General features: G+C 74.0%; 28 protein-coding genes. 8 read left to right on the forward strand and 20 right to left on the reverse strand.

Annotation, left to right across the window (positions count from 1 at the left end; translation table 11 throughout):
• Positions 1–96 precede the first annotated feature (96 nt).
• Both ACIGG8_RS10810 and ACIGG8_RS10815 read left to right on the forward strand, forming a co-directional pair.
• A complete protein-coding gene (locus tag ACIGG8_RS10810; RefSeq protein WP_396547050.1) occupies positions 97–912 on the forward strand; it encodes a DsbA family protein in 816 nt (271 codons plus the stop codon).
• An 89-nt stretch (positions 913–1,001) separates the two neighbouring features.
• Positions 1,002–1,652, forward strand: coding sequence for a vitamin K epoxide reductase family protein (locus ACIGG8_RS10815; RefSeq protein ID WP_396547052.1), 651 nt, complete (start codon positions 1,002–1,004; stop codon positions 1,650–1,652).
• 7 nt (positions 1,653–1,659) lie between these two features.
• On the opposite strand, the gene ACIGG8_RS10820 is transcribed toward ACIGG8_RS10815, so the two are convergent.
• From ACIGG8_RS10820 to ACIGG8_RS10835, 4 genes are all read right to left on the reverse strand, one after another.
• Complete coding sequence (locus tag ACIGG8_RS10820) at positions 1,660–1,860, reverse strand: hypothetical protein (RefSeq protein ID WP_396547054.1); 201 nt, start codon at positions 1,858–1,860, stop codon at positions 1,660–1,662.
• Positions 1,861–1,963: 103 nt separating this feature from the next.
• Positions 1,964–3,052 (reverse strand): serine hydrolase domain-containing protein, encoded by a 1,089-nt coding sequence (locus ACIGG8_RS10825; protein WP_396547056.1) that lies wholly within the window; start codon positions 3,050–3,052, stop codon positions 1,964–1,966.
• Positions 3,053–3,109: 57 nt separating this feature from the next.
• Positions 3,110–3,628 carry a GNAT family N-acetyltransferase gene (locus ACIGG8_RS10830; RefSeq protein WP_396547058.1) on the reverse strand — a complete coding sequence of 173 codons (519 nt, stop codon included), beginning with the start codon at positions 3,626–3,628 and terminating at the stop codon, positions 3,110–3,112.
• Between the two features lie 24 nt (positions 3,629–3,652).
• Positions 3,653–4,069, reverse strand: coding sequence for an ankyrin repeat domain-containing protein (locus ACIGG8_RS10835; RefSeq protein WP_396547060.1), 417 nt, complete (start codon positions 4,067–4,069; stop codon positions 3,653–3,655).
• 411 nt (positions 4,070–4,480) lie between these two features.
• Here ACIGG8_RS10835 and ACIGG8_RS10840 point away from each other — a divergent pair, with 411 nt between their 5' ends.
• The 3 genes from ACIGG8_RS10840 (at position 4,481) to ACIGG8_RS10850 (ending at position 7,061) form a co-directional block, all read left to right on the forward strand.
• Positions 4,481–4,675, forward strand: a complete 195-nt coding sequence (locus ACIGG8_RS10840; protein WP_188300502.1) for a hypothetical protein — start codon at positions 4,481–4,483, stop codon at positions 4,673–4,675.
• A gap of 108 nt (positions 4,676–4,783) precedes the next feature.
• Entirely contained in the window at positions 4,784–6,403 is a 1,620-nt protein-coding gene (locus ACIGG8_RS10845) for a hypothetical protein (RefSeq protein ID WP_396547062.1), read from the forward strand.
• A 283-nt stretch (positions 6,404–6,686) separates the two neighbouring features.
• Positions 6,687–7,061 (forward strand): RNA polymerase-binding protein RbpA, encoded by a 375-nt coding sequence (locus tag ACIGG8_RS10850; protein WP_196949106.1) that lies wholly within the window; start codon positions 6,687–6,689, stop codon positions 7,059–7,061.
• Positions 7,062–7,219: 158 nt separating this feature from the next.
• Here ACIGG8_RS10850 and fxsA read toward each other — a convergent pair whose 3' ends face one another.
• From fxsA to ACIGG8_RS10875, 5 genes are all read right to left on the reverse strand, one after another.
• A complete protein-coding gene (fxsA, locus tag ACIGG8_RS10855) occupies positions 7,220–7,798 on the reverse strand; it encodes an FxsA family membrane protein (protein ID WP_396547064.1) in 579 nt (192 codons plus the stop codon).
• Between the two features lie 55 nt (positions 7,799–7,853).
• Positions 7,854–9,500 (reverse strand): apolipoprotein N-acyltransferase, encoded by a 1,647-nt coding sequence (gene lnt, locus ACIGG8_RS10860; protein WP_350524986.1) that lies wholly within the window; start codon positions 9,498–9,500, stop codon positions 7,854–7,856.
• Positions 9,501–9,612: 112 nt separating this feature from the next.
• On the reverse strand, positions 9,613–10,071 hold the full coding sequence (locus tag ACIGG8_RS10865) for an N-acetyltransferase (protein WP_396547066.1): 459 nt from the start codon (positions 10,069–10,071) through the stop codon (positions 9,613–9,615).
• A gap of 131 nt (positions 10,072–10,202) precedes the next feature.
• Positions 10,203–11,843, reverse strand: a complete 1,641-nt coding sequence (locus tag ACIGG8_RS10870; protein ID WP_396547068.1) for an amidohydrolase — start codon at positions 11,841–11,843, stop codon at positions 10,203–10,205.
• A 31-nt stretch (positions 11,844–11,874) separates the two neighbouring features.
• Positions 11,875–12,315: an Lrp/AsnC family transcriptional regulator gene (locus tag ACIGG8_RS10875; RefSeq protein ID WP_350524989.1), complete on the reverse strand. Its 441-nt coding sequence runs from the start codon at positions 12,313–12,315 to the stop codon at positions 11,875–11,877.
• 229 nt (positions 12,316–12,544) lie between these two features.
• On the opposite strand from ACIGG8_RS10875, the gene ACIGG8_RS10880 reads away from it, so the two are divergent.
• On the forward strand, positions 12,545–13,039 hold the full coding sequence (locus ACIGG8_RS10880) for a hypothetical protein (RefSeq protein ID WP_350524990.1): 495 nt from the start codon (positions 12,545–12,547) through the stop codon (positions 13,037–13,039).
• A gap of 209 nt (positions 13,040–13,248) precedes the next feature.
• Here ACIGG8_RS10880 and ACIGG8_RS10885 read toward each other — a convergent pair whose 3' ends face one another.
• Entirely contained in the window at positions 13,249–14,412 is a 1,164-nt protein-coding gene (locus tag ACIGG8_RS10885; RefSeq protein ID WP_396547071.1) for an acyl-CoA dehydrogenase family protein, read from the reverse strand.
• 210 nt (positions 14,413–14,622) lie between these two features.
• Between ACIGG8_RS10885 and ACIGG8_RS10890 the strand changes: the two genes are divergently transcribed.
• Entirely contained in the window at positions 14,623–15,279 is a 657-nt protein-coding gene (locus ACIGG8_RS10890) for a uridine kinase (RefSeq protein WP_396547073.1), read from the forward strand.
• Positions 15,280–15,668: 389 nt separating this feature from the next.
• Positions 15,669–17,726, forward strand: a complete 2,058-nt coding sequence (locus ACIGG8_RS10895) for an AAA family ATPase (RefSeq protein WP_396547286.1) — start codon at positions 15,669–15,671, stop codon at positions 17,724–17,726.
• Between the two features lie 68 nt (positions 17,727–17,794).
• Here ACIGG8_RS10895 and ACIGG8_RS10900 read toward each other — a convergent pair whose 3' ends face one another.
• The 10 genes from ACIGG8_RS10900 to ACIGG8_RS10945 form a co-directional block, all read right to left on the reverse strand.
• Entirely contained in the window at positions 17,795–18,781 is a 987-nt protein-coding gene (locus ACIGG8_RS10900; protein WP_396547075.1) for an NAD-dependent epimerase/dehydratase family protein, read from the reverse strand.
• Between the two features lie 191 nt (positions 18,782–18,972).
• Positions 18,973–20,019, reverse strand: a complete 1,047-nt coding sequence (locus ACIGG8_RS10905; RefSeq protein WP_396547077.1) for a hemolysin family protein — start codon at positions 20,017–20,019, stop codon at positions 18,973–18,975.
• The gene (locus ACIGG8_RS10910) at positions 20,016–21,359 is read right to left on the reverse strand and encodes a hemolysin family protein (RefSeq protein ID WP_396547079.1); all 1,344 of its coding nucleotides are present in this window, start codon (positions 21,357–21,359) and stop codon (positions 20,016–20,018) included. Before ACIGG8_RS10910 ends, ACIGG8_RS10905 begins: the two co-directional genes overlap by 4 nt.
• Positions 21,360–21,623: 264 nt before the next feature.
• Complete coding sequence (locus tag ACIGG8_RS10915; RefSeq protein ID WP_350524995.1) at positions 21,624–22,064, reverse strand: PH domain-containing protein; 441 nt, start codon at positions 22,062–22,064, stop codon at positions 21,624–21,626.
• Positions 22,065–22,269: 205 nt separating this feature from the next.
• A complete protein-coding gene (gene hisG, locus ACIGG8_RS10920; RefSeq protein ID WP_350524996.1) occupies positions 22,270–23,118 on the reverse strand; it encodes an ATP phosphoribosyltransferase in 849 nt (282 codons plus the stop codon).
• Between the two features lie 97 nt (positions 23,119–23,215).
• Positions 23,216–23,488 (reverse strand): phosphoribosyl-ATP diphosphatase, encoded by a 273-nt coding sequence (locus tag ACIGG8_RS10925; protein WP_097238956.1) that lies wholly within the window; start codon positions 23,486–23,488, stop codon positions 23,216–23,218.
• Between the two features lie 102 nt (positions 23,489–23,590).
• Positions 23,591–24,064, reverse strand: a complete 474-nt coding sequence (gene ribH / locus ACIGG8_RS10930; RefSeq protein WP_396547082.1) for a 6,7-dimethyl-8-ribityllumazine synthase — start codon at positions 24,062–24,064, stop codon at positions 23,591–23,593.
• A 58-nt stretch (positions 24,065–24,122) separates the two neighbouring features.
• A complete protein-coding gene (locus tag ACIGG8_RS10935; protein WP_396547084.1) occupies positions 24,123–25,394 on the reverse strand; it encodes a bifunctional 3,4-dihydroxy-2-butanone-4-phosphate synthase/GTP cyclohydrolase II in 1,272 nt (423 codons plus the stop codon).
• Positions 25,391–26,038, reverse strand: coding sequence for a nicotinamide riboside transporter PnuC (locus ACIGG8_RS10940; protein WP_396547086.1), 648 nt, complete (start codon positions 26,036–26,038; stop codon positions 25,391–25,393). The genes ACIGG8_RS10935 and ACIGG8_RS10940 overlap by 4 nt, the downstream gene beginning before the upstream one ends.
• Positions 26,035–26,745, reverse strand: coding sequence for a riboflavin synthase (locus ACIGG8_RS10945; RefSeq protein ID WP_350525000.1), 711 nt, complete (start codon positions 26,743–26,745; stop codon positions 26,035–26,037). Before ACIGG8_RS10945 ends, ACIGG8_RS10940 begins: the two co-directional genes overlap by 4 nt.
• Positions 26,746–26,947 lie beyond the last annotated feature (202 nt).

The following is a 26,947-nucleotide window of genomic DNA, read 5'->3' on the forward strand; positions in this document are numbered from 1 at the left end:
CAGGCAGTGCGCACGACTCCCGCGTTCCCCGACCCCGCCGCACCCGGTGCGGTTCCCCGCGCGCACCCGCGCGCCGCGTACAGGAGTTGACTTCCCATGGCTCAGGCCCCCAGCAAGCAGCAGGCCAACCGCACCAGTGTCCGTGAGCGGATCCAGGAGGCGCAGCGCCGCGAGCAGCAGGCCGCCAAGCGCCGTCAGCGGATCGTCGTGACCGTTTCCGCGGTCGCCGTGCTCGCCCTCGCGGGCGGTGCCGCGGTCGCGATCGGCTCGGCCTCGAAGAAGGACGACAAGGCCGCCGCGGCCGCCACCTCCGCCCCGCTGGTCGTCCCGGCGAACGCCGGGGGCCCGGACGGCACGGTGATCACCTACGGCAAGGCCGACGCGCCGCACACCATGGAGGTCTACGAGGACTTCCGCTGCCCGGTCTGCAAGCACTTCGAGGCGGCGAACGGCGAGACCGTCAAGAAGCTGACGGAGGACGGCCAGATCAAGGTGGAGTTCCACCTGGCGGCCTTCCTGGACAAGAACCTCGGCGGCAAGGGCTCGCGCACCGCGCTGGCCGCCGCCGGCGCCGCGCTGAACGAGGGCGTGGACAAGTTCAAGCAGTTCCACGACGTGCTGTACGCCAACCAGCCGGACGAGCGCCAGGACGGCTTCGGCGACGTGAACCACCTCCTGGACCTGGCGGGCCAGGTGCCCGGGCTGAAGACCGACGCCTTCGTGAAGGCCGTCACCGACCGGACCTACGCGCCGTGGGCGGCGAAGGTGGCCGACGCGTTCAACGACAGCGGGGTGACCGGCACGCCGACCGTCAAGGTGGACGGCAAGCCGGTGACCCTGTTCGCGGGCAACGCCGTCGTCCCGCCGGAGCAGTTCACCGCCCAGGTCAAGCAGGCCGCCGGCCTGCAGTAGGCCGGCCCGCTCCTCCGCACGGCACCACCGGCCCGGCCGAAGTCCCGGCCGGGCCGGCTCCTCCCAGCCAGCCACCGGAGTGTGCTGCCATGTCCTCCGCCACCACCGTGCACCCGTCCCGTCCCGCTCCCGACGCCGCCGACCGGGCCCCGATCGGGGCGGGCCGGGCCTACGCGGTCCTGCTGTTCCTCGGCGGGCTGATCGGTCTGGCGGCCTCGGCCGTCCTGACCTTCGACAAGCTCCGCATCCTGGAGAACCCCTCCTACGTCCCCAGCTGCAACATCAATCCGGTGATCAGCTGCGGCTCGGTGATGCGCACCGAGCAGGCGGAGGTGTTCGGCTTCCCGAACCCGCTGCTCGGCCTGGCCGCCTTCGGTGCCCTGGCCGCGATCGGGGCGGGCTTGCTCTCCGGTGCCGCGTACCGGCGCTGGTTCTGGCTGGGCCTGCACGCGGGCACCGCGCTGGGCGTGGTGTTCGTGCACTGGCTGGTCGACCAGGCGCTGTACGACATCGGTGCGCTGTGCCCGTACTGCATGGTGGTGTGGGCGACGGTGGTGGTGCTGTTCTGGTACACCACGCTGCACAACGTGCGCACCGGGGTGATACCGGTGGGCCCGCGGCTGCAGGTGGTCGTGCGGGAGGCGGCCCGCTACCACTGGGCGCTGCCGGTGCTGTGGGCCGCGGTGATCGCGCTGCTGGTGCTCAACCGGTTCTGGTACTACTGGAGCACGCTCCTCTGACCGTTCGTCACCCCACGTACCCCGCCGAGTGCAGCAGCGCGGCGGCGCCGGTCCGCCGGGCCTCCAGGGCCGCGGTGAGCCGGCGGGCCGCGCCGGGCTGCAGCAGGACCCCGCCCGCCGTGTCGGTGATCAGCACGCTGCAGCCGACGTAGGCGCGCACCGGCCGGGCGAGCCACTCCTCCTCCGAGAGTGCCAGGGTGTCCGTCATCGCGCCTCCTCCGCCGGGTGCCGTCCTCGGGGAGAATCTGCCGCGATCCCGGCCCCGCAAACGGCGGTTCGCACTCGATCACCCGAACGAGTGCCGTCGGCCCTCAGCCGAACACCAGCCGCCGGTAGGCGTTGCGCAGGTCGGTCAGCGGCTGGGTGCCCCGGTCGTAGTGCACCTTGTTGGTGAGCAGCAGCGCCCAGCGGCCGAGCCGCCGGGAGACCCAGAAGCCGGTCCCGGTGAAGCCGTAGTGGACGAAGGTGGCGTCGGCGGGCTCGGTGCCGGGGGCGTACAGCCAGGACAGGCCCCGGGCGGGCCGCAGTCCGCCGGTCTGCTCGCGCAGCGACTCCTCGATCCACGCCCCGCCCCAGGCGAGTCCGGGCGGCGGGGCGAGCACCGCGGTGAGGAAGCGGGCGAGGTCGCGGGCGGTGGAGAAGGCGCCGGCGTTGCCGGAGACGCCGCCGAGCAGCCGGGCGGACGGGTCGTGGACGACGCCGCGCAGGTGGGTGCCGGTCCGCTCGTCGTACTCGGTGGGCGCCGCGCGCTCGGCGAGCGCGGCGTCGAGCGGCCCGTACCGGGTGTCGGCCATGCCGAGCGGCTGCCAGGCCCGGCGCGCGGCGAGGGCGTCCAGCGGTTCGCCGGCGAGGTCCTCGACCAGGTGGGTGAGCAGCACGGCCGCGCGGTCGGTGTACTCGACGGCGGTGCCGGGCGCGCGGTGCAGCGCCGCCGCGACCACCCCGGCTCGGACCGCCGCGCGGTCGCGCCCGTAGAGCTGCTCGAAGCGGGTGTACGGGAGCATCCCGGCGGTGTGGGCGAGGAGGTGCCGGGCCGTCACCGCGCCCGCGGGCCGGCCGGCGGCCGGCGGCCACCAGCGGCCGAGCGGCTCGTCCAGCGGCAGCAGCCCGGACTGCCACAGCGCGCCGGCACAGGGCCAGAGCGCGACGATCTTGGTGAGGCTGGCGAGGTCGTACAGCGTGTCCGGCCCGGGTGCGAGCCGCGCGTACGGGCCCTGCCCGAGCGGGCCGTGGCTGCCGCCGCCGAGCGTGCCCCCGGCGTCGCCGACGGCCCAGACGGCGCCCGCCCCGACGCTGCGCACGCCCGCGTGGACCAGCCGGTCCAGCTCCGCGCCGGGCGCGGCCAGGGCGGGGAGCCGGTCGGCTCCGGGTGCTCGGTGGCTCGTCCCTCGCTGGCTCATCCCGTCCCCCAGGGGCTGTCGTCAGGGCGACGGGAGCCTACCCGGCGGGGCGGCCGCTCAGACCGCCGCGACGAGCTCCTTGCCGAGGCAGACCGCCAGCGGGTGGTCCTTGTAGTACCCGAACTTGGTGATCGCGACGTAGCCCTCGGACTCGTAGAGCGCGATGGCCTCGGGCTGCTGGGTGCCGGTCTCCAGGATGAACCTGGTGCGGCCGGCCTCGACCGCGGTCCGCTCCAGGTGGCGCAGCACCGCCCGGGCCAGGCCGCGGCCGCGGGCGTCCGGGACCACGAACATCCGCTTCAGCTCGGCGTCGCCGTCGAGCAGCCGGTCCGGCCCGCCGGCCTCCTTGGCCCGCCAGCCGCCGCAGGCGACCGGGCGGCCGTCCAGGTAGGCGATCAGGAACAGTCCGGCCGGCGCGTCGAAGTCCTCGGCGTTCATCTCGGTGAAGTCGGGGTCGCCGTAGCGGCGGACGTACTCCTGCTGGACCTCGGCCGACAGGGCCTGGGCGTCGGGGTGCGCGTAGCCGGTGATGCGGAAGTCGACGGTTCCGGTGTCCTCGGTGGCGATGGTGTCCATGGTTGAAAAGCCTACGATCCCCGCTCAGCGGGCCTCGAACCGGGCGACCAGGTCCTCCTTGCCGAACATCCGGGCGGTGTCGAGGGCGCTCGGGGTGCCGGCGTGCGGGTCGGCGCCGCCGGCCAGCAGGGCGGCGAGCACGTCCTCGGCGCCCTTGAAGACGGCGCCGGCCAGCGGGGTCTGGCCGCGGTCGTTGGCGAGGTTCGGGTCGGCGCCGTGCCGGAGCAGGGCCTCGACGGTGGCGGCGTGGCCGTGGTACGCGGCGAGCATGACGAGGGTGTCGCCGCGGTCGTTGGTGAGGTCGGCCGGGGCGCCGGCGCCCAGGTAGGCGGCCAGGGTGTCGGCGTCCCCCGCGCGGGCGGCGTCGAAGAGCTTCCCGGCCAGCGCGATCACCTCGGCGTCGGGGGCGTCGGCGGGCTGCTGGCTGGCGGCGTCGGTCATGGCGGGCGGCCTTTCCGGTCTGGTCGTCGGGCGGTCACGCGGCTGCGCCCAGGGCACGGTAGCGGCTGGCGCCGGAGCGGACCAGCCGGTGTCCGTGATCCGGATGACGGCCCGGGCCGGCGCGGACGCGCGTCCGAGCGGGTGGCACAGCCATTCGAGCGAACTTTCCGGACCCCCCGGAAACTTCCCGACCGCCCCCCGGGAATGCCTGGGCGCACCGAATCCCCGGGGCTTCCCCGCGTCGACCGGCCCCACCCCGGCCGGTTCGCACACCGCCGTCCGGCTTCCGGAACGGCATTGAACGGCAGAACCACCCGTTTGCCCCGTTCCATCATCTATTACTTTTTGTCACGATTAATGCACTTTCCGTAACACCCACCCCCGCTTGTCCCCCCTCCCGAGGAGCGGAACGTGATCCTCTCGATTTCCGGAATCGTCCTGTTCGGCACCATCGCCTTTCTCTTCTTCCGCAGGGACGGGCTGAAGGTCTCCCACGCCATCGTCTGCGCCCTGCTCGGCTTCTACATCGCCGGCTCGTCGATCGCCCCCAGCATCACCGCGGGCGGCGCCAGCCTCGCGAGCCTGCTCAGCGGCATCAGGTTCTAGCCGCCACCACCCCGTAACGGCCCGGGCGCGGATCCCACCGCCCCGGGCCCCGTCGTACCCCACCTCCGCACCCCACCCGTTCGTCCCACCCGCCCGGGGAGTCAAGGAATGTTGCCGCTGCACCGCCACCTCAGCAAGGGCCGCGAGATCGCCCGGACCGCCGGGGACCACGCCTCCGACATGTTCGCCCCGCTCTCCGTCATCGGCCGCGGCATGCGCCACCACGCCGCCTGGGCCAAGGGGCGCTGGCAGACCACCCCCAAGGAGCGCCGCGGCCCGACGCTGTTCCTGACCGCCGCGATGCTGGTCGGCATCTACCTGCTGCCGCACGGCCTGCTGTTCGCCCTGGTCGGCCTGATGGCCAGCGCCGCCTGGGCCGGCCGGGCGCCCAAGGCGCCGTCCGCCCCGGCCGCGCCGGACGTCGCCGACGTCAAGCTCGGCGCCCTCTACGCCGCCCTCACCCCGTACCTGTGCGGCCCCGACGACGCCAACCCGATGTACCACTTCGAGGGCAGCTACAAGGACGTCTTCGGCTCCTGGGAGTTCGACGGCGAGGGCCGGCTCTCCCGGCTCGAACTCGGCTACCCCGCGTACTTCACCGACACCGAGCCGGCCGCCCGGGCCCGGATCGAGCAGGTCGTCCAGGGCAAGGCCGGCCGGGCCCGGGAGTACCGCTTCGACTGGGACGAGGAGTCCAACCGGCTGCGGATCACCGCGCTCGCCCCGCTGCCCACCGACATCGTCGCCCAGCGGTTCGTGGCCGCCCCCGGCGAGATCGTGCTGGGCTTCACCGACGAGGACGGCACCGCCCGGACGATCCCCGTCACCCGGGGCGGCACGACCGTCCAGCAGCCGCCGGTGGTCTGGCGCACCGGCCCGCGCTCCTCCGAGCCGCACCTGCTGGCGCTCGGCGTCGCCGGCTACGGCACCTCCAGCCTGCTCCGCTCGATCGCGCTGCAGGCCCTCCCGTACGCCGACCTGGTGGTGGTCGACGGCGCGGGCACCGGCGAGCACGCCTGCCTGGTGAACCGGCCCGGCGTGCACACCGTGGAGACCAGCCTGCACGGCGCCCTGGCCGCCCTGGAGTGGGCGGCCCAGGAGACCGAACGCCGGCTCACCGCGCTCAACGCCGCCCGGCGCGCCGGCTCCACCCCGCCCGAGGACGCCACCCGGCCGCTGTGGCTGCTGCTGGACCACCCGACCGAGCTGAGCGAGCTCGCCCAGGCCGAGGGCCGCCCCGACCCGCAGGACCTGCTGGAACTCCCGCTGCGGCACGGCCGGGCCGCCCGGGTCACCGTGGTGATCGCCGAGGACGTCGAGGCCCGGGACCGGATCACCCCGACCATCCGCTCCACCACCCGGGCCCGCGTGGTGCTCGGCCCGGCCGGGCCGGACGAGGCCCGGGCCGCGCTCGGCGCGCCGCTGGACATCGTGCCCGCCGCGCACGCCCCGGTCGGCCGCGGCTACGCCCGGGTCGGCAACGCCACCCCGGCCCGGCTGCAGGTGCCGGCGACCGTCGACCCGCTGGACGACGAGGCCCCGGCCGCGCTGCGGGACGCGGTGATCGCCCTGCTGCCGCACCGCGACACCCGCACCGAGGCGGCCGCCGGCGTGCCGCCCCGCCCGGAGCGCCCGCCGCTGGGCGCACCGTTCGACCCGGCCCCGCAGGCCCGGCCGGTCGACCTCGCCAAGGGCGAGCCGATGATCCGATCGCGCCCGATCTCCTGACCCCTCGCAGCGCCGGGACGGGGCCGACGGACGCTGTCGGAACCCGTCCCGGTACGCTCGACACAGAAAGTCCCCACGATCACCAGATGTGAAATAGGTGACACCTGGGGTGATATCACCGGCCAGATGTGACAAATCGGGCGCAGGTGGGTACAAACAGGGGCGGCACGACAGACGACGCATGTCCCGGGACGGGAATCTTCGTCGGAAGCCGAGCGTTGACCGAACGACGAAGAACAGCGACCACTAGTCCTGTGGGCCATAAGCCCGGGAGGCACGATTCATGAGCGAGCGAGCTCTCCGCGGCACGCGACTCGGGGCCACTAGCTACGAGACCGACCGTGGTATCGATCTGGCTCCCCGCCAGACCGTCGAGTACGCATGTCAGAACGGACACCGATTCGAGGTTCCTTTCTCGGTCGAGGCGGAGATCCCCCCGACCTGGGAATGTCGCTTCTGTGGCCAGGAGGCGGCGCTTCTCGACGGTGACGAGCCGGAGGAGAAGAAGACCAAGCCGACGCGCACCCATTGGGACATGCTGATGGAGCGCCGGACGCGCGAGGAGTTGGAGGAGGTGCTGGCCGAGCGGCTGGCCGTGCTCCGCTCCGGAGGGATGAACCTCGCGGTGCACCCGCGGGACACCCGTAAGAGCGCCTGACCTCGCTCCCGCCCCGTGCGGGAGGACGCGAAAAGGGACCCTGGTTTCCAGGGTCCCTTTCGCGCTGTCCGGGGCCGGTCGGGTCACGTCCTCCGGAGTCCCGGAGAGGCACGCGGCTCGGCCCGGGGCCTGCGGGCCCCGGGCCGGTGGTCGGGCGGTCAGCCCGTGATCGGCGGGCGGTAGGTGGTGTCCGGGCCCTGCGGGCCGCGCGGGCCCGCCTCGGGCTCGACGACCTCGCCCTGGATCACCTTGCCGTCCGGACGGTGGATGCGCAGCTGCTCCTGCAGCCGCATCGCGTCCGCGAACGGGTCGGCACCGACGGCGCCGGCGCTGCGCAGCGCCTTGTCGGCGAGCCGGCGCCCGGCCGCCCGCCACAGCGCCCGGGTCGGCGGGAACAGCAGGGTCAGGGCCAGCAGGTCCGACAGGAAGCCGGGGACGATCAGCAGGACGCCCGCCAGCACCGTCATGCTGGTGCCGGTCTGCGGCTGCTGGGACTGCGGGTTCTTGCTCTGCTCGACCGCCGCCGAGAACGCCTTCAGCCCGGCCCGCTTGATCAGCGAGCCGCCGATCAGGGCGCCCGCGACGAGCAGCAGCAGGACGGTGAACCCGCCCAGCCACGAGCCGACCTGGACCAGCAGCCAGATCTCCAGCACCAGCCAGACGGTGATCAGCAGCGGCAGCACCCGGCGGAGCCTGCCGCGCGGGGCCGGACGGGTGGGGGTAGCTTGCTGCGTCACGGTACGAATCCACTCCAAGCGGTGCTCTGCGCGCCGCACGGGAGATCCGGGCCGGCTACGGCACCACCTGGTCCAACGAATCCTGCCCGGCCGGTGTTCCGCCGGTGGCCTTCCGACGGCGTCCGACCAGCACCGCGGCACCGCAGGCCAGCAGGCCGCCGATGGCCAGCGTCCACTCCGGGGCGGCGCCGACCCGGTCGGCCACCGTGGTGCCGTCGCGCAGCGGGACGGTCGCCGACAGCTCGGCGGGTGTCAGCTCCTGGGTGCGCTGCTCGACGGTGCCGTCCGGGGAGATCACCGCGCTGATGCCGCTGGTGGCGGCGATCAGCACCGCCCGGCCGTGCTCGACGGCCCGCAGCCGGCTCATCGCGAGCTGCTGCTCGGGCTGGCCGGTCTTGGCGTACGTCGCGTTATTGGTCTGGACCACCAGGACGCGGGCACCGCTGTCCACGGTGTCTCGGACGATCTCGTCGTAGGCCACCTCGAAGCAGATGACGTCGCCGATCCGGGCCGGGCCGAGCTGCATCACGCCGTTGTGGTCGCCGGGGTAGAAGTCCCGGGCGACCCGCTGGAGACGGGTGATCACCTTCATCAGCTGGGCGCGGAAGGGCACGTACTCACCGAACGGCACGGGGTGCTGCTTGGTGTAGGAGGCACCGGGGCCGCTCCGCGGGTCCCAGACGATGCCCTCGTTCTGGACGTGCTGCGCGTCCGGGCCGTCCACCAGGGTGCCGACCAGGGTGGGCACGCCGATCGCCTTGACGGCCTCGTCGATGCGCTCGTAGGCCAGCGGGTCGCTGAACGGGTCGAGGTCGGAGGAGTTCTCCGGCCAGATCACGACGTCGGGGCGCTGCACCTTGCCGGCGGCGATGTCGGCGGCCAAGCGCTCGGTGGCCGAGGCGTGGTTGTTGAGTACCATCATCGGGCGGCCGAGGAAGTCCATGCCCGGGTTGGGCACGTTGCCCTGGACGATGGCGACCTTCACCGTGTCGGCCGCGGCGGTGGGCACCGGGACGACGTAGCCGGCGAGCAGCGCGGCGACCGCGCCGAGCGCCGCCAGCGCGGCCGCCCTCGGGGCCCTGCGCGGGCCGCGCAGGCGCAGCGCGGCCCAGGCGAGCAGGGCGCCGGAGAGGGCGACCGCGAAGGTCACCAGCGGCGCGCCCCCGAGCGCGGCGAGCGGGGTGTACGGGGTGGCGGTGTTGGCGAAGGCGAGCCGGCCCCAGGGGAAGCCGCCGAGCGGCAGCCGGTCACGGGCCCACTCCTGGGTGATCCACAGGCAGGCCGCCCAGAGCGGCCAGCCGGGCAGCCGGGAGGTGACAGCCAGGGCGCCGCCGAGGAGGGCCAGGAACAGCGCCTCGACGACGGACAGGCCGACCGTGGCGTCCCACCCGACCACCCGCAGCCAGCTGAGCAGCATCAGGAAGAACGGCAGGCCGAAGGCGAAGCCCGTCCACAGGCCCTGGCGGAAGGTGCGGCCCCGGGTGAGCAGCGACAGCGCGGCGACGCCGAGCAGGGACAGCGGCCAGAGGTCGTACGGCGGGAAGGCGAGGGCGAGCAGCAGGCCGGCCAGCGCCGCCAGGCCGGTCCGGGGCAGCCCGGCACGGACCTTGGCGAGCGCACGGGCACCGCGGCCCGGTCGGGGCGCCGGCTCCTCGGACGCGGGCGCGGTCCCGGACCGCTCCTGGGTGACGGGAATGGCCACCGGCGCACCATCTTCCTGGGGGCTTGCTGTTCGGACGCTGTGCGAAGAAGGTACCCCGGAACGTCGGTGCGACGTGAGGTGAGGGTGGTAGGGGCCCGGGGCTTCCCGGTGGTCAGCGCTCGGCGTAGCGGATCGGGCCCAGCGGCCAGTGCTCGGCGAGCCAGTCGGAGACGGCGCGGTGGAGCGGGGCGTCCAGCTCGGCGCGGTCGGCCCGGACCCAGGAGCTGACGGCGACCACCGACGGGTCCTCGCGGTCCGGGTAGATGTAGACGCAGCCGATCACCTCGCCGCCCGCCGGCTCCAGGACGGTGTAGGTGAAGCCGGTGCGGGCGGCGAAGTCGGCGGCGTGGCGGCGCAGGTCGGCCAGGTTCTCCTCCGGCGGCATCCCGTCCACGGGCGGCCAGTTGCGGCCGACGAAGCCGGGGGTGGCGCGGATGTGCCCGATGCTGCCGGTCCAGGCGGCGTGGTCGGAGGCGTTGTGCTGCTCGCCCAGGGGCTCCAGGCGGAACTCCGGGGCGAGCAGCTCGCGGGGGACGGCGAAGTCGGCGGGTACCAGCGGGTCGGTCGTCATGGTGGTCAACCTACGGGCCGGTGCGCCGCGTCCTCATCCGATCAAGCGCCGCATCCGGTCAGGCACCGCATCCGGTCGGGCGCCGGCGCCCGGTTCGGCGTCGGCGCCCGGTTCGGCGTCGGCGCCCGGGTTCAGCGCTGGTGGACGGTGCGGCCGCGGACCACCGTGCGCAGGCAGGTCGGCAGCGGGTGGCCCGGGGTGAGGTCGGGCAGGCCGGGGGTGCCGGATCGCGGGTCGGTGGACCAGCCGGCCACCCGGGAGTCGGGGGCCTGGACAACCAGGTCCCCGGCCGCCCAGATCGCGTAGCTGGCGACGGCCCCGGGCACCAGGACGCCGTCCTGGTCGCGGCCGATCGCGCGCCAGCCGCCGCGGGTGTGGGCGGTGAAGGCGGCGCGCACCGAGATCCGGTGCTCCGGGGTCCGGTGGAAGGCCGCCGCCCGTACGGTGCCCCAGGGGTCGAGCGGGGTGACCGGGGCGTCCGAGCCGAAGGCCAGCGGGACGCCTGCCCGCAGCAGGGCGGCGAAGGGGTTGAGCGCGGCGGCCCGCTCGGCGCCCAGGCGCTGGACGTACATGCCCTCCGGGCCGCCCCAGGCGGCGTCGAAGGCGGGCTGCACGGAGGCGGTGAGGCCGAGTTCACCGAAAGCCGCGATGGACTCGTCGTCCAGCGCCTCGGCGTGCTCGACGCGGTGGCGCAGGGCCCTGACCCGGTCGGCGCCGACCCGCTCGCCGGCCGCCCGGACGCCCTCGACGACCGCTGCCACGGCGGCGTCGCCGATCGCGTGGAAGCCGGCCTGCAGCCCGGCCTCGGTGCAGGCGGCGACGTGGTCGGCCACCTGACCGGCGGTCAGGTAGGCGGTGCCGGTGTGCTCGGCGTCGGCGTACGGGCTGTGCAGGCAGGCGGTGCGCGAGCCGAGCGCGCCGTCCACGAAGAGGTCGCCGCCGGCGCCCACCGCGCCGAGCCGGCGGGCCGTCTCGACCCCGCCCGACTCGCCCCAGTAGCCGAAGACCTCGGGCCCCTCGCCCTCGGCGGCCAGGGCCAGGAGGGCGGTCAGGTCCTGTTCGGAGGAGATCTCCGGGCCGGCGCACTCGTGCAGGGCGCCGATGCCGAGTTCGGCGGCGCGGGTCAGGGTGGCGTGCTGGGCGCGGCGGCGCTGCTCGGGGGTGAGGCGGGCGAGCGCGGTCTGCCGGACGGCGTGGTGGGCGTCCTTGGTCAGCGGGCCGTCGGGGGCGTACCCGGGCCGCTCGGCGAGGCCCTCGGTGAGGGTGCGCAGCGCGGTGGTGGCGAGCGCGGAGTGCACGTCGGTGCGGGAGAGGTAGAGCGCGGCGCCCCGGGCGGCGGCGTCGAGTTCGGCGAGCGTCGGCGGGCGGCCCTCGGGCCAGCCGGTCTCGTCCCAGCCGTGGCCGATCAGGACCCCCCCGGACTCGGCCCGGGCGTCGACGAAGGCGCTGACGGCCTCCAGGGTGGCGGCCAGCGAGGGGCTGCCGGTGAGGTCGAGGCCGGTGAGCGCCAGTCCGGTGGCGGTGGCGTGCACGTGCGCGTCGACGAAGGCGGGGGTGACCAGGGCACCGGCCAGCTCGACGATCTCGTCTGCGGTCGCGGCGTACGCCTCGGCGGCGCCGTCGCTGCCGACCCAGGCGATGTGCTCGCCCTCGACGAGCATCGCGGTGGCGAACGGGTCGGCGGGGCTGTAGACGGCGCCGCCGCGCAGCAGGACGGTTCGGGGGCCCCTCCTGCCCGAGGTCGGGCCAGGAGGGAGGGTGCGTTCGGTCATGCCGCCAAGTCTGCACCTCGCCTGTTCGGGCTCAGAGCTTCGGGGGTCGTGCCTCGTACGGCGTGGAGAGCACGACGGTGGTGCGGGTGGAGACCCCGGCGGCGCTGCGGATGCGGGCGAGCAGGTCCTCCAGGTCGCCGGGGGCGCCGACGCGCACCTTGAGGATGTAGTTTTCGTCGCCGGCGACGCTGTGGCAGGCCTCGATCTCGGGCAGGCCGGCGAGGCGTTCGGGGGTGTCGTCCGGGGCACTGGGGTCGAAGGGCTTGACCGAGATGAACGCGGTCAGCGCCAGGTCGACGGCGTCGGGGTCGACGATCGCGGTGTAGCCGCGGATCACCCCGCGCTGTTCGAGACGGCGCACGCGCTGGTGCACCGCCGAGGTGGACAGGCCGGTGGCCTTGCCCAGGTCCGTGTAGCTCATCCGGCCGTCCTCAAGGAGCAGCTGGACGATGCGTTGGTCTAGATCCTCCACAGTCGGCAAACCTACCCGGTCGGGTGCACGGGGGGCGCACGCGGTGGCACGGAGGGAGATCGCAGGTACTGCGCGGGCACGTGCCGGGTGCATGTGGCAGCCGGTGTGGCCAAGGACACACCCGGTGCATCGCGGTGCAGGGCACCGCAGGGTTATGAGTCCGTGTCACAGGGAAGTGCTGGTTGTGGCCCTGGATGACCACGCCGGGCCCGATCCTAGGGGGATCCTCATGCCTGCTACTGACCAGCGCGTGCTGGGCGCCGACGAGACCGACGATACGACCGGCCGCGACGACCTCGCGGTCGACCACGCGCCGGGCACCGATCCCGGCGAGGCCGAGACCTGGGAGATCTTCCGGGTCCACTGCCCCGAGTGCCGCCGTCCGATCGCCCTGGTGGCGGACGAGGAGCGGCTGCCGCAGCACGCCCTGCTGCCGACCGCCTGGAACCCCTTCGCCCCCGCGATCTGCCCGGGTTCGGGCGCGCCCACCGACGACCTGGCGGAGGTGGAGGCCCCGGAGGACACCGAACCGACCGGGTTCGACGCGCTCTTCAGCCTCCCGAACGGGCTGGACTGGCGCACCCAGCCGTTCTCGCACGCGGTGGCGCACTGCCCGGTGCGGATCGCGGCCATCGGCCAGTCCGTGCCGCCCGTGCCCTCGGCCCCGACCGTCGCCGCGCTCCGCTCGATCCCGGAGCAGCGCCGCCGTCTCGTCCGGCGCTGACCGCCCGCCCCGCGCAGGGGAGTTGATTCTCCGTCAGAACAGTCGAATGCCTCCGGTCGTCACTCCGCACCCTGGAGTGACGGCCGGAGGCCGTTGGGGGGAAGGCCCGGGCCGTCGCCGGCAGCGGGCCTTCGTCGGGCGTCGGCCCTCGACGGGTGTCGCCCTGCGGTCGGGCGACACCCCGCGGTCGGGCGTCCTGCGGCCGGGCGTCAGCCCTTGGTGAGGTGGCGGCCGATCACCAGGCGCTGGATCTGGTTGGTGCCCTCGACGATCTGCAGCACCTTGGCCTCGCGCATGAAGCGCTCGGCCGGGAAGTCCTGCGTGTAGCCGTAGCCGCCGAGCACCTGGACGGCGTCGGTGGTCACCCGCATCACCGTGTCGGTGCAGAACAGCTTGGCCATCGCCGCCTCCTTGGAGAACGGCCGGCCGGCGTCCTTCAGGCGCGCGGCGGACAGGTAGAGCGCGCGGCCCGCCTCGATCTGGGTGGCCATGTCGGCGAGCATGAAGGACAGGCCCTGGAACTCGGCGATCGGACGGCCGAACTGGCGGCGGGTGCGCGCGTAGTCGACGGCGAGGTCGAGCGCGGCCTGGGCGACGCCGATCGCGCAGGCGGCGATGCCGAGGCGGCCGGAGTCCAGCGCGGCGAGCGCGATCTGGAAGCCCTGGCCCTCCTCGCCGACCAGCCGCTCGCGGGGGACCCGGGCGCCGTCGAAGTGCAGCTGGGCGGTCGGCGAGGAGCGCATGCCCATCTTGTGCTCCGGCGGGGCCGACGACAGGCCCTGCTGGGCGCCCGGGACCAGCAGGCAGCTGATCCCCTTGGGGCCGTCGACGCCGGTGCGCACCAGGGCGCTGTAGAAGTCGGCCTGCCCGCCGTGGGTGATCCACGCCTTGGTGCCGTTCACCACGTACGCCTCGCCGTCGAGGTCGGCGCGGGTGCGCAGCGCGGCCGCGTCCGAGCCGGACTGCGGCTCGGAGAGGCAGTAGGCGCCGAGCTGCTCGCCGGAGAGCATGCCGGGCAGCCACTTGTCGCGCTGCTCGTCGGTGCCGAAGGTGGCCAGCGCGTGGCAGGAGAGGGTGTGCACGCTGACGCCGAGGCCGACGGCCAGCCAGCCGGCCGAGAGCTCCTCCAGGACCTGCAGGTACACCTCGTAGGGCTGCTCGCCGCCGCCGTACTTCTCGTCGTACGGGAGGGAGAGCAGGCCGGCCTCGCCGAGGGTGCGGAAGACCTCCCGCGGGAAGCGGCCGGCGGCCTCGTCCTCCGCCGCGCGCGGCTGCAGCTCGCGCTGCACCAGGTCCCGGGTGAGGCTCAGCAGCTCGCGCGCCTCGTCACTGGGCAGCTGGCGCTCCACGGCTTTCACTGGGGACGGGGTCATGGCGGCGGTCGCCTCCTCGATCGGGCGCCGGGCCGAGGTTTGGCGGGTCCGGCGCGGGTGGGGCAGGTCGGACCGACCGGCACCGGGTTGCGGTGAACGGCCGTTCACATTCATGGCGAAGGCGAGTATGCCCCAAACCCGCGCTGCCGTCACGACCTGCACAGATGAACTGTCCGCAGTGGTGGGCTACGGCACCGTAGGGTTGACGATGTGGCTGCTTCCGGAACCCTCCCCACCCATGCCCGGCGCACTCCCGGCGACGCGCTGAGCGCGCTCGCGGCAGAGCTGCGCGCGCTGCCGCCGTCCTGCGGGCCGGTGCGGCTGGTCGCGGTGGACGGGCACGCGGGCTCCGGCAAGACGACCTTCGCCGGGCGGCTGGCGGGGGCGCTCGGCGGGGCTCCGGTGGTCCACCTCGACGACCTGGCCACCCACGAGGAGCCCTTCGGGTGGACCGGGCGGCTGCGCGAGCAGGTGCTGGAGCCGCTGGCGGCCGGGCGGGACACCGCGTACCGGGTGTACGACTGGACGCTGCGGCGCTTCGCGGGCACGGCCGAGGTGCCGGCCGCCCCGGTGGTGCTGGTCGAGGGGGTCGGCGCGGGGCGGCGGGCGGTGCGGCCGTGGCTGGCCCGGGTGATCTGGATGGAGCTGGACGCCGACGCGGCCCGTCGGCGCGGCGAGGAGCGGGACGGGCCGGATCTGGCCGAGTTCTGGGCGGGCTGGGCGCGGGCCGAATCGGCGCATTTCGCCACCGACCCGAGCCGCCCGTACGCCGCGACGCGGGTCGACGGGGTGACCGGCCGGATCGCACCGGGCACCGTCGGTGAACCTTCAACAAGCGCCTTGACCTGCGACATCACCAGGATCTAGGTTCTCCTCAGCCGCCGGAACGAAAGCTTCCGGCCGCATCGGACCCGGCGTCCCCGGCTTGTTCCCCCGTGAGCCGGGGGCGCCGTCCGGTCCCCTTCCGAATCTCGCTCCCCCGCCGCCCGTTTCAGCGCCCGAGCGCTCAACGACCGCGCGCGCGATCGTATTTGACCCCGTGCGGCACCCTTCCGGATCAGCCCGGCGCCGGTACGATTCCTGGCAGGCGCATATGCGCCGCAGGGGCTCGACGACCACCGGCCAGGCTGTACGCACGCGACTCGCCGGCCGAGCCCCGGGCCACACCGCGGGGGGCGTGAGTGACGACGCTGGACAGTTCCGACAGCACGGCGGGCGGCCCGGACCGACTCGCCGACCGGGCCTGGCTGCGCGCTATGGACGCCTACACGGCCGGTGCGTACGCGCGGGCCGAGGAGGAGTTCCGGGCGGCCGTCCGGCTGGACCCCGGCATGGCCGACGCCTGGCTCGGCCTGCACGCGCTGCGCAGCGACACCTCGGCGGCCCTGCTGGCGATGTACCGCCACCAGAAGCGGTTCGGCGAGCAGCGGCGCCTGCACAGACGGCCGCTCAGCTCCTGGTACTGGCTGGGCTGGTGGGTGCAGCCCGTCCTGGAGGACGCCCGCGACCTCGCGCTGGCGCACGCCTCGCACTGGCTGGACGGCCGCCATCTCGCCGAACTGGACCGGGCGTTGGAGCAGTGCCCGGCCCCCAGCGAGGACCCGTCCGCCCGGTTCCTGTACGCCTGCCGCTCCTACCTGCTCAAGGACTGGGAGCAGCTGATCCGGGACACCGACCGGCTGCTGGACGACCCACTGCTCGGCATCGAGGCCGGGCTGTTCGCGGGCATGGCGCGGGTGCGCCTCGACATGTGCGCACAGGCCCAGGCGCCGCTGGCCGCCTCGCTGGCCCGCTGCCGCTCCGAACAGCCGCAGCGCAAGGAGCTGCGGTACTGGCTGGCCCGGGCGTACGAGGGCGCCGGGCGCAGCGCGGCAGCCCTGCCGCTCTACCGGGCGGTGCACCGGGCGGACCCGGCGTTCATGGACACCGCGACCCGGCTGGCCGCCATCGCGGCCGAGGACGCGCTCGCGGACGGGCTGCTGGCGGGCGGGAGCCCGGCCGGCGGCGGCGGCGAGGCGGGTGGCGACGGCGGGCCGGACGTCGAGGCGGGGTTCCTGGACGACGTCGGGTACGGGCCCGGTCCGGGGTACGGCGAGGAGCCCGGGGCCGGGCAGGGCGGCGCGACCGTCTCCGGCGACGGGGTGCTGAGCGGCGGGCCCCTCGTGGACGCCGGCCTGACGGACGCCGGCCTGACGGACGCCGGCCTGACGGAGGCCGGCCTGACGGACGCCGGCCTGACGGACGCCGGGCTGACGGGCGCCGGCGCCGGGTTGCTGCCCGGCGGAGCCCCGCTCGACGGCGGCCCGCTCGACGGGGCGTTGCCGGACAGCGCCCCGCAGGCCGCCGGGGAGCGGTCCGGTTCGGGCGCCCCGGCCGCCCCGGCCGCGCCGCCGCTGCCCGTCCGCGGCCAGGCGCAGCCCCGGACCGCCGCCGGGCCCGCACCCCGGCCGGACGGTGACGAGCGCGAGTTGGACGCCGCCCTGGCCGAGCTCTCGCTGATGGTCGGCATGGAGCCGGTCAAGCGCCAAGTGCGCGCACTGTCGGCCCAGTTGAGAATGTCCCGGCTCCGGGCCGAGCAGGGCCTGCCGGTCCAGCCGCCCAAGCGCCACTTCGTCTTCTCCGGCCCCTCCGGCACCGGCAAGACCACCGTGGCCCGCATCCTCGGTCGGGTCTTCCACGCCCTCGGCCTGCTCTCCGGCGACCACCTCGTGGAGGCCCAGCGCGCCGACCTGGTGGGCGAGTTCCTCGGCCAGACCGCGGTCAAGGCGAACGAACTGATCGACTCCGCGCTGGACGGCGTGCTGTTCATTGACGAGGCCTACAGCCTCTCCAACTCCGGCTACACCAAGGGCGACGCGTACGGCGACGAGGCGCTGCAGGTGCTGCTGAAGCGCGCCGAGGACAACCGGGACCGGCTGGTGGTGATCCTGGCCGGCTACCCCGAGGGCATGAACCGGCTGCTCGCCACCAACCCCGGCCTCAACTCCCGCTTCACCACCCGGGTCGACTTCCCTAGCTACCGCCCCGGCGAGCTGACCGCGATCGGCGCGGCGCTGGCCGGCCGGGACGGCGACGGCTGGGACGAGGACGCCGCCGAGGAGCTGGCCAGCATCTGCACCCACGTCGTCCGCGAGGGCTGGATCGACGAGCTGGGCAACGGCCGGTTCATCCGCACCCTGTACGAGAAGTCCTGCGCCTACCGGGACCTGCGGCTGTCGCTGCTGCGCGAGTCGCCGGGCCGGGAGGACCTGGCCACGCTGCGGCTGCCGGACCTCGTCCAGGCGTACGGGGAGCTGATCGACGGCCGGGGCTGATCGGATTCCGACTGGTTCCGGGCCGCCCGGACCCACCCGGAACCACCCCCGGCCGTCGGCCGTCGGCTTCAGCCCTTGAGCAGCGCCGCCTCCCGCTCCCGGTCGAGCCCCACCGTGACCCGGTCCGAGCGCTGCGGCGCGGTGCCGCCGATCGCCCGCAGCCAGGCCCAGGTGTCCCCGACCGTCTCCGCGACCGGGCGGCAGCGCAGACCGGCGCCGACGGCGCGGTCGACCGATCCGGTGTGCAGGAAGTCGTACAGCGGGCCGGGAGCCAGCCAGATCGGCAGTTCCGTCCACGGCTCGACGCCCGCCGCCAGGATCCGCTCGGGGTCCGTCCAGCGCAGCTCGGCCCCCGCGCCGGTGACGCGGACGCAGGCCTCCAGCAGTTCCCCCATGGTGGCGTGCCCGGACGGGCTGACCAGGTTGTACGGGCCGCCGAGGCGGGCCACCACCGCGTCCAGGGTCCAGCCGGCGAGGTCGCGGACGTCGATGTACTGCAGCGCCAGGTCGCGCGGCCCGGGGGCGAGCACCGGGCCGCCCTCGGCGATCCGGTTGAGCCACCAGGGCAGCCGGCCGATGTCCTCGTACGGCCCGAGGATCAGCCCGGCGCGGGCCAGCAGGGCCTGTCCGCCGTACTCCGCCTCCAGGGCCAGCTCGGCGCCCCGCTTGGCCTCGGCGTAGGGCACCTCGCCGGTGAGGTCCGGCGAGGAGGCCACCACGGGCGCCGACTCGCCGCCGCCGGCCACCAGCGGGTAGTCGTACACCGAGCGGCTGGAGACGTACGCGTAGTGGCCGACCCGGCCCTTCAGCGCCCGGGCGCTGTCGCGCACCGCGGCCGGGGCCCAGGACCAGGTGTCCACCACCGCGTCCCACTCCCCCGCGCCGAGCGCCGCGAGCCCGTCCTCGGCCGTGCGGTCGCCCTTCAGCACCCGGACGCCCTCGGGTGCGGGCTGCGTGCCGCGATTGAGGGCCGTCACCTCCCAGCCCCGGGCCAGCGCCTCCTCGGCGACGACCCGTCCGACGAACCTGGTTCCACCCAGCAGGAGAAGTCTCATGCCGACCACTCTCCCCCGGGGGTGGCCGGCACGGAACGGCTGCATGCTCTGGGCAGAATCGCCGGGAGCGGACACGCCCTCGGCGAACCCGGGAACGCCGGGGCCCCGGCTCCCGATGTCGGGAACCGGGGGCCGGGGGCCGGGCTGCGGGGGGCGGGGGGGGTGGCCGGGGGCCAGGAGCCGGGAAGTGGCTAGGCGGTGGCGCGGTGGTCCGGGTCGTGCATCTCGCCGATCAGCTCCTCCAGGACGTCCTCCAGCATGACCACACCGAGCGTGCGGCCGTCCTGGTCCAGCACCGCGGCCAGGTGGCAGGCCGCGCGGCGCATCGCGCCGAGGGCGTCGTCCAGCGGGAGGCCGCCGCGCAGCACCGTGATCGGCCGCCACAGGCGGGCCGGGACGGGCGCCGACGGGTCGTCCACGTCGAGGATGTCCTTGAGGTGCAGGTACCCGAGGTAGCCGTGGCCGGCCGGGTCGCCGTCGGTGACCGGGAAGCGCGAGAAGCCGGTGCGCAGGGCGAGCTCCTCGACCTCGGCGGCGGTCGCCTTGGTGTCCACGGTGACCAGCTGCTCGGGCTTGAGCAGCACCTCGGTGACCGGGCGGCGGCCCAGCTCCAGGGCGTCCTCCAGACGCTCCTGGCGCTCCTCGTCGAGCAGTCCGGCGTCCCGCGAGTCGGCCAGCAGGTACATCAGCTGCTCGGTGGTGAAGACCGACTCGACCTCGTCCTTGGCGTCGACCCGGAACAGCCTCAGGATGCCGTTGGCGAAGGCGTTCAGCATCCGGATCACCGGGGTGAGCCAGCGGGCCAGCCGGTCCAGCGGCGGTCCGAGCCACAGCGCGGCCTTCTCCGGGCCGGCCATGGCCATGTTCTTCGGCACCATCTCGCCCATCACCATGTGCAGGAACACCACGACGGCGAGCGAGATCCCGTACGAGAGCGGGTGCATCAGGCCGGCCGGCACGCCGAGCGCGTGGAAGGGGCCCTCCAACAGGGAGGCGATGGTCGGCTCGGCGAGCGCACCGAGGCCCAGCGAGCAGACGGTGATGCCGAGCTGGGCGGCGGCCAGCATCGCGGAGACGTTGGACAGCGCGTGCAGCACGGTGCGGGCGCGCTTGTGCCCGGCCTCCGCGAGCGGCTCGATCTGGCTGCGGCGCACGGACACCACGGCGAACTCGGCGCCGACGAAGAAGGCGTTGCCGAGCAGGAGCAGGAGTGCGACGGCCAGTTGGAGCACCGTCATCGGATGTCCTCCCCGTCCTCGCCGAACGACGCGGGCGCGACGGTGCGCTCCACCCGGACCCGGCTGGTGCGGTGGCGGTCGACACCGGTCACGGTGAACCGCCAGCCGGGCAGCTCGGCCTGCTCGCCCACCTCGGGGAGCTTGCCGAGCAGGTCGGCGACCAGGCCGGCCAGCGTCTCGTACGGGCCGTCCGGGGCGTTCAGGCCGATGCCCTCCAGCTGGTCGATCCGGGCGCGGCCGTCGGCCTCCCAGACCGGCAGGCCGTTGACGGGCGGCAGCGCGAACAGGTCGGGGTGGTCGTCGGGGTCGTGCTCGTCCTGCACCTCGCCGACGATCTCCTCCACGATGTCCTCGACGGTCACGACGCCGGCGGTGCCGCCGTACTCGTCGACCACGATGGCCATCGGCTGGAGCCGGCGCAGCCGCTCCAGCAGCGTCTCGGCGGGCAGGGTCTCGGGCACCAGCAGCGGCGGCGAGGACAGCTCGGCGACCCGCACCAGGCCGCGCTGGGCGGCCGGAACGGCGAGCGCGTCCTTGAGCGTCACGATGCCGGTGACCTCGTCCAGGCTGTCGGCGTAGACCGGGAAGCGGGACAGGCCGGTGGCCCGGGTGAGGTTGACGACGTCGGAGGCGGTGGCGTCGCGCTGGAGCGCGGACACGTCGACCCGCGGGGTCATCACGGACTCGGCGGTCAGCTCGCCCAGGCCCAGGGTGCGGACGAACAGCGTCGCCGACTCCTCGTCTATCGCCCCGGCCCTGGCCGAGTGCCGGGCCAGCGAGACCAGCTCGGCCGGGGTCCGGGCGTGGCCCAGCTCCTCCTGCGGCTCGACGCCGAAGGCGCGGACCGTACGGTCGGCGGCGCCGTTGAGGAAGCTGATCAGCGGGCGGCAGACGAAGGAGAAGGCCATGTGCGGGGCGGCCACCGCGCGGGCCACCTGCAGCGGGCGGGAGATCGCCCAGTTCTTCGGAACCAGCTCGCCGACCACCATCTGGACGACGGTGGCCAGCACCATGCCGACGACCACGGCGACGCCGCGGGCGGCCGCGTCGGGCACGCCGAGGCCGGACATCACGGGTGCGAGCAGCGTCGACAGGGCCGGCTCGGCGAGCATGCCGACCACCAGCGAGGTGACGGTGATGCCGAGCTGGGCGCCGGAGAGCTCGAAGGAGAGGTGCCGCAGAGCCCTGGAGACCCGGCGGGACTGGACGTCACCCGCCTTCGCGGAGCGTTCCACCGCCCCGCGCTCGACGGTCACGAAGGCGAACTCGGCGGCCACGAACAGGCCGTTGGCGAGGATCAGGAGAACGGCTGCGAACAACAGCAGCCAGGCGGTGATCACAGTGCCGCCTGCCTTCCGGCGATCGGAAGTGAGGCGGCGCAGGTACTACCGGACGGATCGTCCATCGAGGGGGAGTGTCACTCCTCAGGTCGGTACGGGCGGCGCTTCTCGCGCTCGCTTCAGCGCAGGGCGAACTTTGCCCTGCTTTTACCAGCGTAGACCATAGCCGGACGGGCGTAGGAAGGGTGTTCGGACCCGCCGAGCCCCGGAACCGCAGGTCGCAGGGCCACGGATTCCGGCGGGTGGCGGCGAGTGCCGGCGGGCTCAGACCGCGGCGTAGTGCTCGACGAGGTCGCGCAGCGCGCGGGCGTCCGCGATCGCCTGCGCCTTGCCGACACCGGGCTGGATGCCGACTGCGGCGAGCGAGGTGCCGTCGGCGAGGTCGAGGGTGGCCCACGGGTCGCCCTGGCGGAAGTTGACCCGGACGATCTCGGCCCAGGCGAGCCGGCGCGTGCGCACGAAGTTGACCACCGTCACGCCGTCCGCGTCGGCGCTCACCCGGGGGCGGGCCAGCATCAGGCCGACGGCGGCGAACAGCACACCGCTGGCCACCATCATGATCCGGTCGTTGAACTGCCAGTTCTCCGGGAGCAGCACGGCCAGCACCGCGAACAGCACCACCAGCAGGACGCAGACCGGCAGCAGCACGACGCGGGTGCGGCGCGGCGCCCAGGTGACGGGGAACTCGACGGGCGGCGTGGACACGTGGGTCTCCGGGGTGGTTCTGGTGGCGACAGCGCGAGGGGGCGGGGGCGCCGACCGGCGTCCCCGCCCCATTGAAGCGTTCTTTACCCGCGAGTGTGCGAGCGGGTCAATCGACACTGCCCGCGAGTGTGCGAGCGGGTCAATCGACACTGCCCGCGAGTGTGCGAGCGGGTCAATCGACACTGCCCGCGAGTGTGCGAGCGGGTCAGAGGCGGCAGGCGTGGATGTTGGTGACCAGGATGGCCCGGGCGCCGATGCCCCACAGGTCGTCCATGATCCGCTGGGCCTCCTTGCGGAGCACCATCGAGCGGACCGCGACCCAGCCCTCGGTGTGCAGCGGGGAGACGGTCGGCGACTCCAGACCGGGGGTGAGCGCCACGGCGGCGCTGACGTTCTCGGCGCGGATGTCGTAGTCCATCAGCACGTAGCGGCGGGCCACCAGCACGCCCTGGAGGCGGCGCAGGAACTGCTCCACCCGCGAGTCCTCGCCCGCGCCCTTGGGGCGGATCACCACGGCGTCCGAGATCAGGATCGGCTCGCCGAACACCTCCAGGCCCGCGTTGCGCAGGCTGGTGCCGGTCTCCACCACGTCGGCGATCACGTCGGCGACGCCCAGCTGCACCGCGGTCTCGACCGCGCCGTCCAGCTTGGTGACCGTCGCCTTCACGCCGTGGTCGGCGAGGTGCTGCTCGACCAGGCCGGTGTACGAGGTCGCGATCCGCAGGCCCTCCAGGCCCTTGACGTCCTCGACCGCCACGCCCTCGGGGCGCGCGAAGCGGAAGGTCGACCCGGCGAAGCCGAGGGCGAGCACCTCCTCGGCGTTGGAGTGCGAGTCCAGCAGCAGGTCGCGGCCGGTGATGCCGACGTCCAGGCGGCCGGAGCCGACGTAGACAGCGATGTCGCGCGGGCGGAGGAAGAAGAACTCGACCTCGTTGTTCGGGTCGACGAGGACGAGCTCCTTGGGATCCTTCCGCTGCCGGTAACCGGCCTCATGGAGCATCTCCGCCGCGGGACCCGAGAGAGAACCCTTGTTGGGGACGGCGATGCGCAGCATGGGAGGTTGCTTCCTTAACTGTTGGGAGGGGTGTGCGGTACGGACCGGTTCGGGGGGTACGTGTCGACGTCTTCGAGGGGTACGTGCAGACGGTCGTCTAGAGGTACTTGTAGACGTCGTCGAGCGTCAGCCCGCGGGCGATCATCATCACCTGAAGGTGGTAGAGGAGCTGGGAGATCTCCTCCGCCGTCTGCTCGTCCGACTGGAACTCGGCGGCCATCCAGACCTCGGCGGCCTCCTCGACGACCTTCTTGCCGATCGCATGGACGCCCTGCTGGACGAGCTGCGCGGTGCGGGAGGACGAGGGGTCGCCGGTGGCGGCCTTCTGCTGGAGCTCGGCGAAGAGCTCCTCGAATGTCTTCGAAGCCATGATGGGCCCACCATACGGCGTGCGGGCGAGCGGACGGTAAACGGTCCCGGACCGTGGACAGTCCGGTGGACGTCCACGGTCCGGGACCGTACGGGCGGGTACTCAGAGCGCGGCGCGCAGCACCGCGGCGGTGGCGACGGCGGCGGTGACGGCCTCGTGTCCCTTGTCCTCGGCGGAGCCCGGCAGCCCGGCGCGGTCGAGCGCCTGCTCCTCGTTGTCGCAGGTCAGCACGCCGAAGCCGACCGGGATTCCGGTGTCGACGCTGACCTGGGTCAGGCCGGTGGTGGCCGCCTGGCAGACGTAGTCGAAGTGCGGGGTGCCGCCGCGGACGACCACGCCGAGGGCGACGACGGCGTCGTAGCCGCGCTCGGCGAGGCGCTTGGCGGCGACCGGCAGTTCGAAGGTGCCGGGGACGCGCAGCACGGTCGGCTCGGCGATGCCCAGCTCCTTGAGCGCGCGGTGGGCGCCGTCCAGCAGGCCGTTCATCACCACGTCGTGCCACTGGGCGGCGACGACGGCGACCTTGAGGTCGGCGGCGCCTTCGATGGTCAGCTCGGGGGCTCCGTGGCCGCTCATGTTCTTCGTCCGATCTGTCGTGTGGGGCGTGCGGGTGGGGCGTTCGGGTGGGGTGGGTTCAGGAGCCGAGGCCGGGCAGGTCGTGGCCCATCCGGTCGCGCTTGGTCTGCAGGTAGCGCAGGTTGTGCTCGCCGGGCGCGATCTCGACCGCCTCGCGCCCCTTGACCTTCAGGCCGTGCTCGGTGAGCGCGGTCAGCTTCTGCGGGTTGTTGGTGAGCAGGGTGAGCGAGCGGACGCCGAGGTCCACCAGCATCTGTGCCGCGATGCTGTAGTCGCGGGCGTCGGCGGGCAGGCCGAGGTCCAGGTTGGCGTCGACGGTGTCGCGCCCCTGCTCCTGCAGCTCGTACGCGCGCAGCTTGTGGGCCAGGCCGATCCCCCGCCCCTCGTGCCCGCGCAGGTAGAGCACCACGCCGCGGCCGGCCTCGGCGACCCGCTGCAGCGAGGCCTCCAACTGCGGGCCGCAGTCGCAGCGCAGCGAGCCGAGCACGTCGCCGGTCAGGCACTCGGAGTGGACCCGCACCAGGACGTCCTCGCCGTCCGGCAGCCGTCCGTCGGCGTCCAGGCCGCCGGCCACCAGCGCGATGTGCTCGACGCCGTCGAGGGTGCCCTTGTAGCCGACGGCGGTGAACTCGCCGTGCACGGTGGGCAGGGCGGTTACGGCGGCCCGGTCGACGTGCAGCTCGGTGCGGCGGCGGTAGGCGATCAGGTCCTCGATGGAGATGATCGCGAGGCCGTGCTCGCGGGCGAAGGCGACCAGCTCGGGCAGCCGGGCCATGGTGCCGTCGTCGTTGACGACCTCGGCGATCGCGCCCGCCGGCGGCAGCCCGGCCAGCCGGGCCAGGTCGACGGCGGCCTCGGTGTGGCCGGGGCGGACCAGCACGCCGCCCTCGACGGCGCGCAGCGGGAAGACGTGCCCGGGGCGGGTGAGGTCGCCGGGCTCGGTGCCGGCGGAGGACAGCAGCCGGACGGTGCGGGCGCGGTCGGCGGCGGAGATCCCGGTGTCGACCCCGTCGCGGGCGTCCACCGAGACGGTGTACGCGGTGCCCTTGCGGTCCTCGTTGACGTGGGTCATCGGCGGGAGCTTGAGGCGGTCCAGCTCCTCGCCGGTCATCGGGGCGCAGATCACGCCGGAGCTGTAGCGGATGGTGAAGGCCATCAGCTCGGGGGTGGCCGCGGAGGCGGCGAAGACGATGTCGCCCTCGTTCTCGCGGTCCTCGTCGTCGACCACGATCACGGCACGGCCGAGGGCGATGTCGGCGATCGCCCGCTCGACCGGGTCGAGCACGAGCTCGACCCCGGCGGTGCCCTTGTCGGACTGGTTCTCGGTCATGCCGTGGCTCCCTGCGGGACGGTGGCGGACTCGGTGCGCGGCTCACGGGTGCTCAGCCACCAGGAGCGCAGGCCGAGCAGCACCAGGACGAAGTAGACGGAGTAGGTGAGGCCGGAGAAGGAGTAGCCGCTGTTGAAGGCGAGCGGGACGCCGACCACGTCGACCGCGATCCAGGCGAACCAGAACTCCAGCCAGCCGCGGGCCTGGGCGACCATCGCGGCCAGCGTGCCCACGAAGATGTAGGCGTCCGACCACGGGCTCCAGGACAGGCTGGGGAAGGAGGTGAACAGCAGGGCCAGCGCGATGGTCCCGGCCGCGGTGCCCGCCACCAGGGCGGCCCGCTCGGGCCAGGTGGCGAACCGTACGGCGATCGTGCCGGTGTCCCGGCGGCCCCGCCGCCACTGCGCCCAGCCCCAGGCGGCGGTGGCGATCACGATCAGCTGCTTGCCGATCAGGCCGGGGACGTGGCCCCCGAGGTAGGCGCTGATCAGCACCACGCCGGACAGCAGCTGGACCGGCCAGCTCCACACCGAACGGCGCCAGCCGAGCGCGAGGCCGCCGAAACCGAGCAGGTTGCCGATCATGTCGGCCCACTTCACGTGCTCACCGAGAACGGTGAACGCCTCTCCACTGAGCCAGCTCACCGGGACTCCTCCGGGGTCTCGTCGGTCGACGCGCCCTGCGGGCCGGACAGGCCGGGCAGGTTCGGCAGGTTGGGCAGGGTGCGGGACTCCAGCAGGCGCTCGACGTACTTGGCCAGCACGTCCACCTCCAGGTTGACGCTCTCGCCGACGGTCTTGGCGCCGAGCGTGGTCAGCGCGAGGGTGGCCGGGATGAGGCTCACGGTGAAGCTGTCCCGGGCGGCCTCCACCACGGTGAGGCTTACGCCGTCGACCGTGATCGAGCCCTTCTCCACCAGGTAGCGGGAGATGGTGTCGGGCAGCGAGAACCGCAGGACCTCCCAGCGCAGTTCGCCGTTCGCGTCGCGCTCGCCGGGCTCGCGGCTCAACAGCCGCCCGGTGGCGTCGACATGGCCCTGCACGAGGTGGCCGCCGAGGCGGGCACCGAGCGCCATGGCGCGCTCCAGGTTGACCCGGGAGCCGGGCTTCAGCTCGCCGAGGCTGGAGCGGTGCAGCGTCTCGGCCATCACGTCGGCGCTGAACTCACCGGTGCCCGCGGCCAGTTCCTCCGGGCTGTCGACGACCGTCAGGCAGACGCCGTTGACCGCGATGGAGTCACCGTGGCCCGCGTCCGCACAGACCACCGGGCCGCGCAGGCGGATCCGCGAGGAGTCGCCGATCTCCTCGATCGACACGACCTCGCCGAGCTCTTCGATGATGCCGGTGAACACCCGGGTTCTCCTCGCGCTTGGGGCGCGGACTCCGGGGCGGCATGGGAGATGACACGGACGGGCACCGGTGCGCGAACCCGCGGCACGACCCGTCGCCGGGATGCCGAGGCCGCCGGGAGATCGCTCGCCCGGCCCGGGAGACACCGCTCCCGCCGTACACCTGACCGCGGTCCGGTCCGGTAACGACGGACCACGGGTACTG

The organism is Kitasatospora sp. NPDC085464, assembly GCF_044541955.1.
GTDB lineage: Bacteria > Actinomycetota > Actinomycetes > Streptomycetales > Streptomycetaceae > Kitasatospora.

What these genes read in the sequence shown, in the direction of transcription:
- ACIGG8_RS10810 (WP_396547050.1), top strand. Translation starts at nt 97, where the DNA reads ATGGCTCAGGCCCCCAGCAAGCAGCAGGCCAACCGCACCAGTGTCCGT.
- ACIGG8_RS10815 (WP_396547052.1), top strand. Translation starts at nt 1,002, where the DNA reads ATGTCCTCCGCCACCACCGTGCACCCGTCCCGTCCCGCTCCCGACGCC.
- ACIGG8_RS10820 (WP_396547054.1), bottom strand. Translation starts at nt 1,860, where the DNA reads ATGACGGACACCCTGGCACTCTCGGAGGAGGAGTGGCTCGCCCGGCCG.
- ACIGG8_RS10825 (WP_396547056.1), bottom strand. Translation starts at nt 3,052, where the DNA reads ATGAGCCAGCGAGGGACGAGCCACCGAGCACCCGGAGCCGACCGGCTC.
- ACIGG8_RS10830 (WP_396547058.1), bottom strand. Translation starts at nt 3,628, where the DNA reads ATGGACACCATCGCCACCGAGGACACCGGAACCGTCGACTTCCGCATC.
- ACIGG8_RS10835 (WP_396547060.1), bottom strand. Translation starts at nt 4,069, where the DNA reads ATGACCGACGCCGCCAGCCAGCAGCCCGCCGACGCCCCCGACGCCGAG.
- ACIGG8_RS10845 (WP_396547062.1), top strand. Translation starts at nt 4,784, where the DNA reads ATGTTGCCGCTGCACCGCCACCTCAGCAAGGGCCGCGAGATCGCCCGG.
- ACIGG8_RS10850 (WP_196949106.1), top strand. Translation starts at nt 6,687, where the DNA reads ATGAGCGAGCGAGCTCTCCGCGGCACGCGACTCGGGGCCACTAGCTAC.
- ACIGG8_RS10865 (WP_396547066.1), bottom strand. Translation starts at nt 10,071, where the DNA reads ATGACGACCGACCCGCTGGTACCCGCCGACTTCGCCGTCCCCCGCGAG.
- ACIGG8_RS10870 (WP_396547068.1), bottom strand. Translation starts at nt 11,843, where the DNA reads ATGACCGAACGCACCCTCCCTCCTGGCCCGACCTCGGGCAGGAGGGGC.
- ACIGG8_RS10880 (WP_350524990.1), top strand. Translation starts at nt 12,545, where the DNA reads ATGCCTGCTACTGACCAGCGCGTGCTGGGCGCCGACGAGACCGACGAT.
- ACIGG8_RS10885 (WP_396547071.1), bottom strand. Translation starts at nt 14,412, where the DNA reads ATGACCCCGTCCCCAGTGAAAGCCGTGGAGCGCCAGCTGCCCAGTGAC.
- ACIGG8_RS10895 (WP_396547286.1), top strand. Translation starts at nt 15,669, where the DNA reads ATGGACGCCTACACGGCCGGTGCGTACGCGCGGGCCGAGGAGGAGTTC.
- ACIGG8_RS10900 (WP_396547075.1), bottom strand. Translation starts at nt 18,781, where the DNA reads ATGAGACTTCTCCTGCTGGGTGGAACCAGGTTCGTCGGACGGGTCGTC.
- ACIGG8_RS10905 (WP_396547077.1), bottom strand. Translation starts at nt 20,019, where the DNA reads ATGACGGTGCTCCAACTGGCCGTCGCACTCCTGCTCCTGCTCGGCAAC.
- hisG (WP_350524996.1), bottom strand. Translation starts at nt 23,118, where the DNA reads ATGCTGCGCATCGCCGTCCCCAACAAGGGTTCTCTCTCGGGTCCCGCG.
- ACIGG8_RS10925 (WP_097238956.1), bottom strand. Translation starts at nt 23,488, where the DNA reads ATGGCTTCGAAGACATTCGAGGAGCTCTTCGCCGAGCTCCAGCAGAAG.
- ribH (WP_396547082.1), bottom strand. Translation starts at nt 24,064, where the DNA reads ATGAGCGGCCACGGAGCCCCCGAGCTGACCATCGAAGGCGCCGCCGAC.
- ACIGG8_RS10935 (WP_396547084.1), bottom strand. Translation starts at nt 25,394, where the DNA reads ATGACCGAGAACCAGTCCGACAAGGGCACCGCCGGGGTCGAGCTCGTG.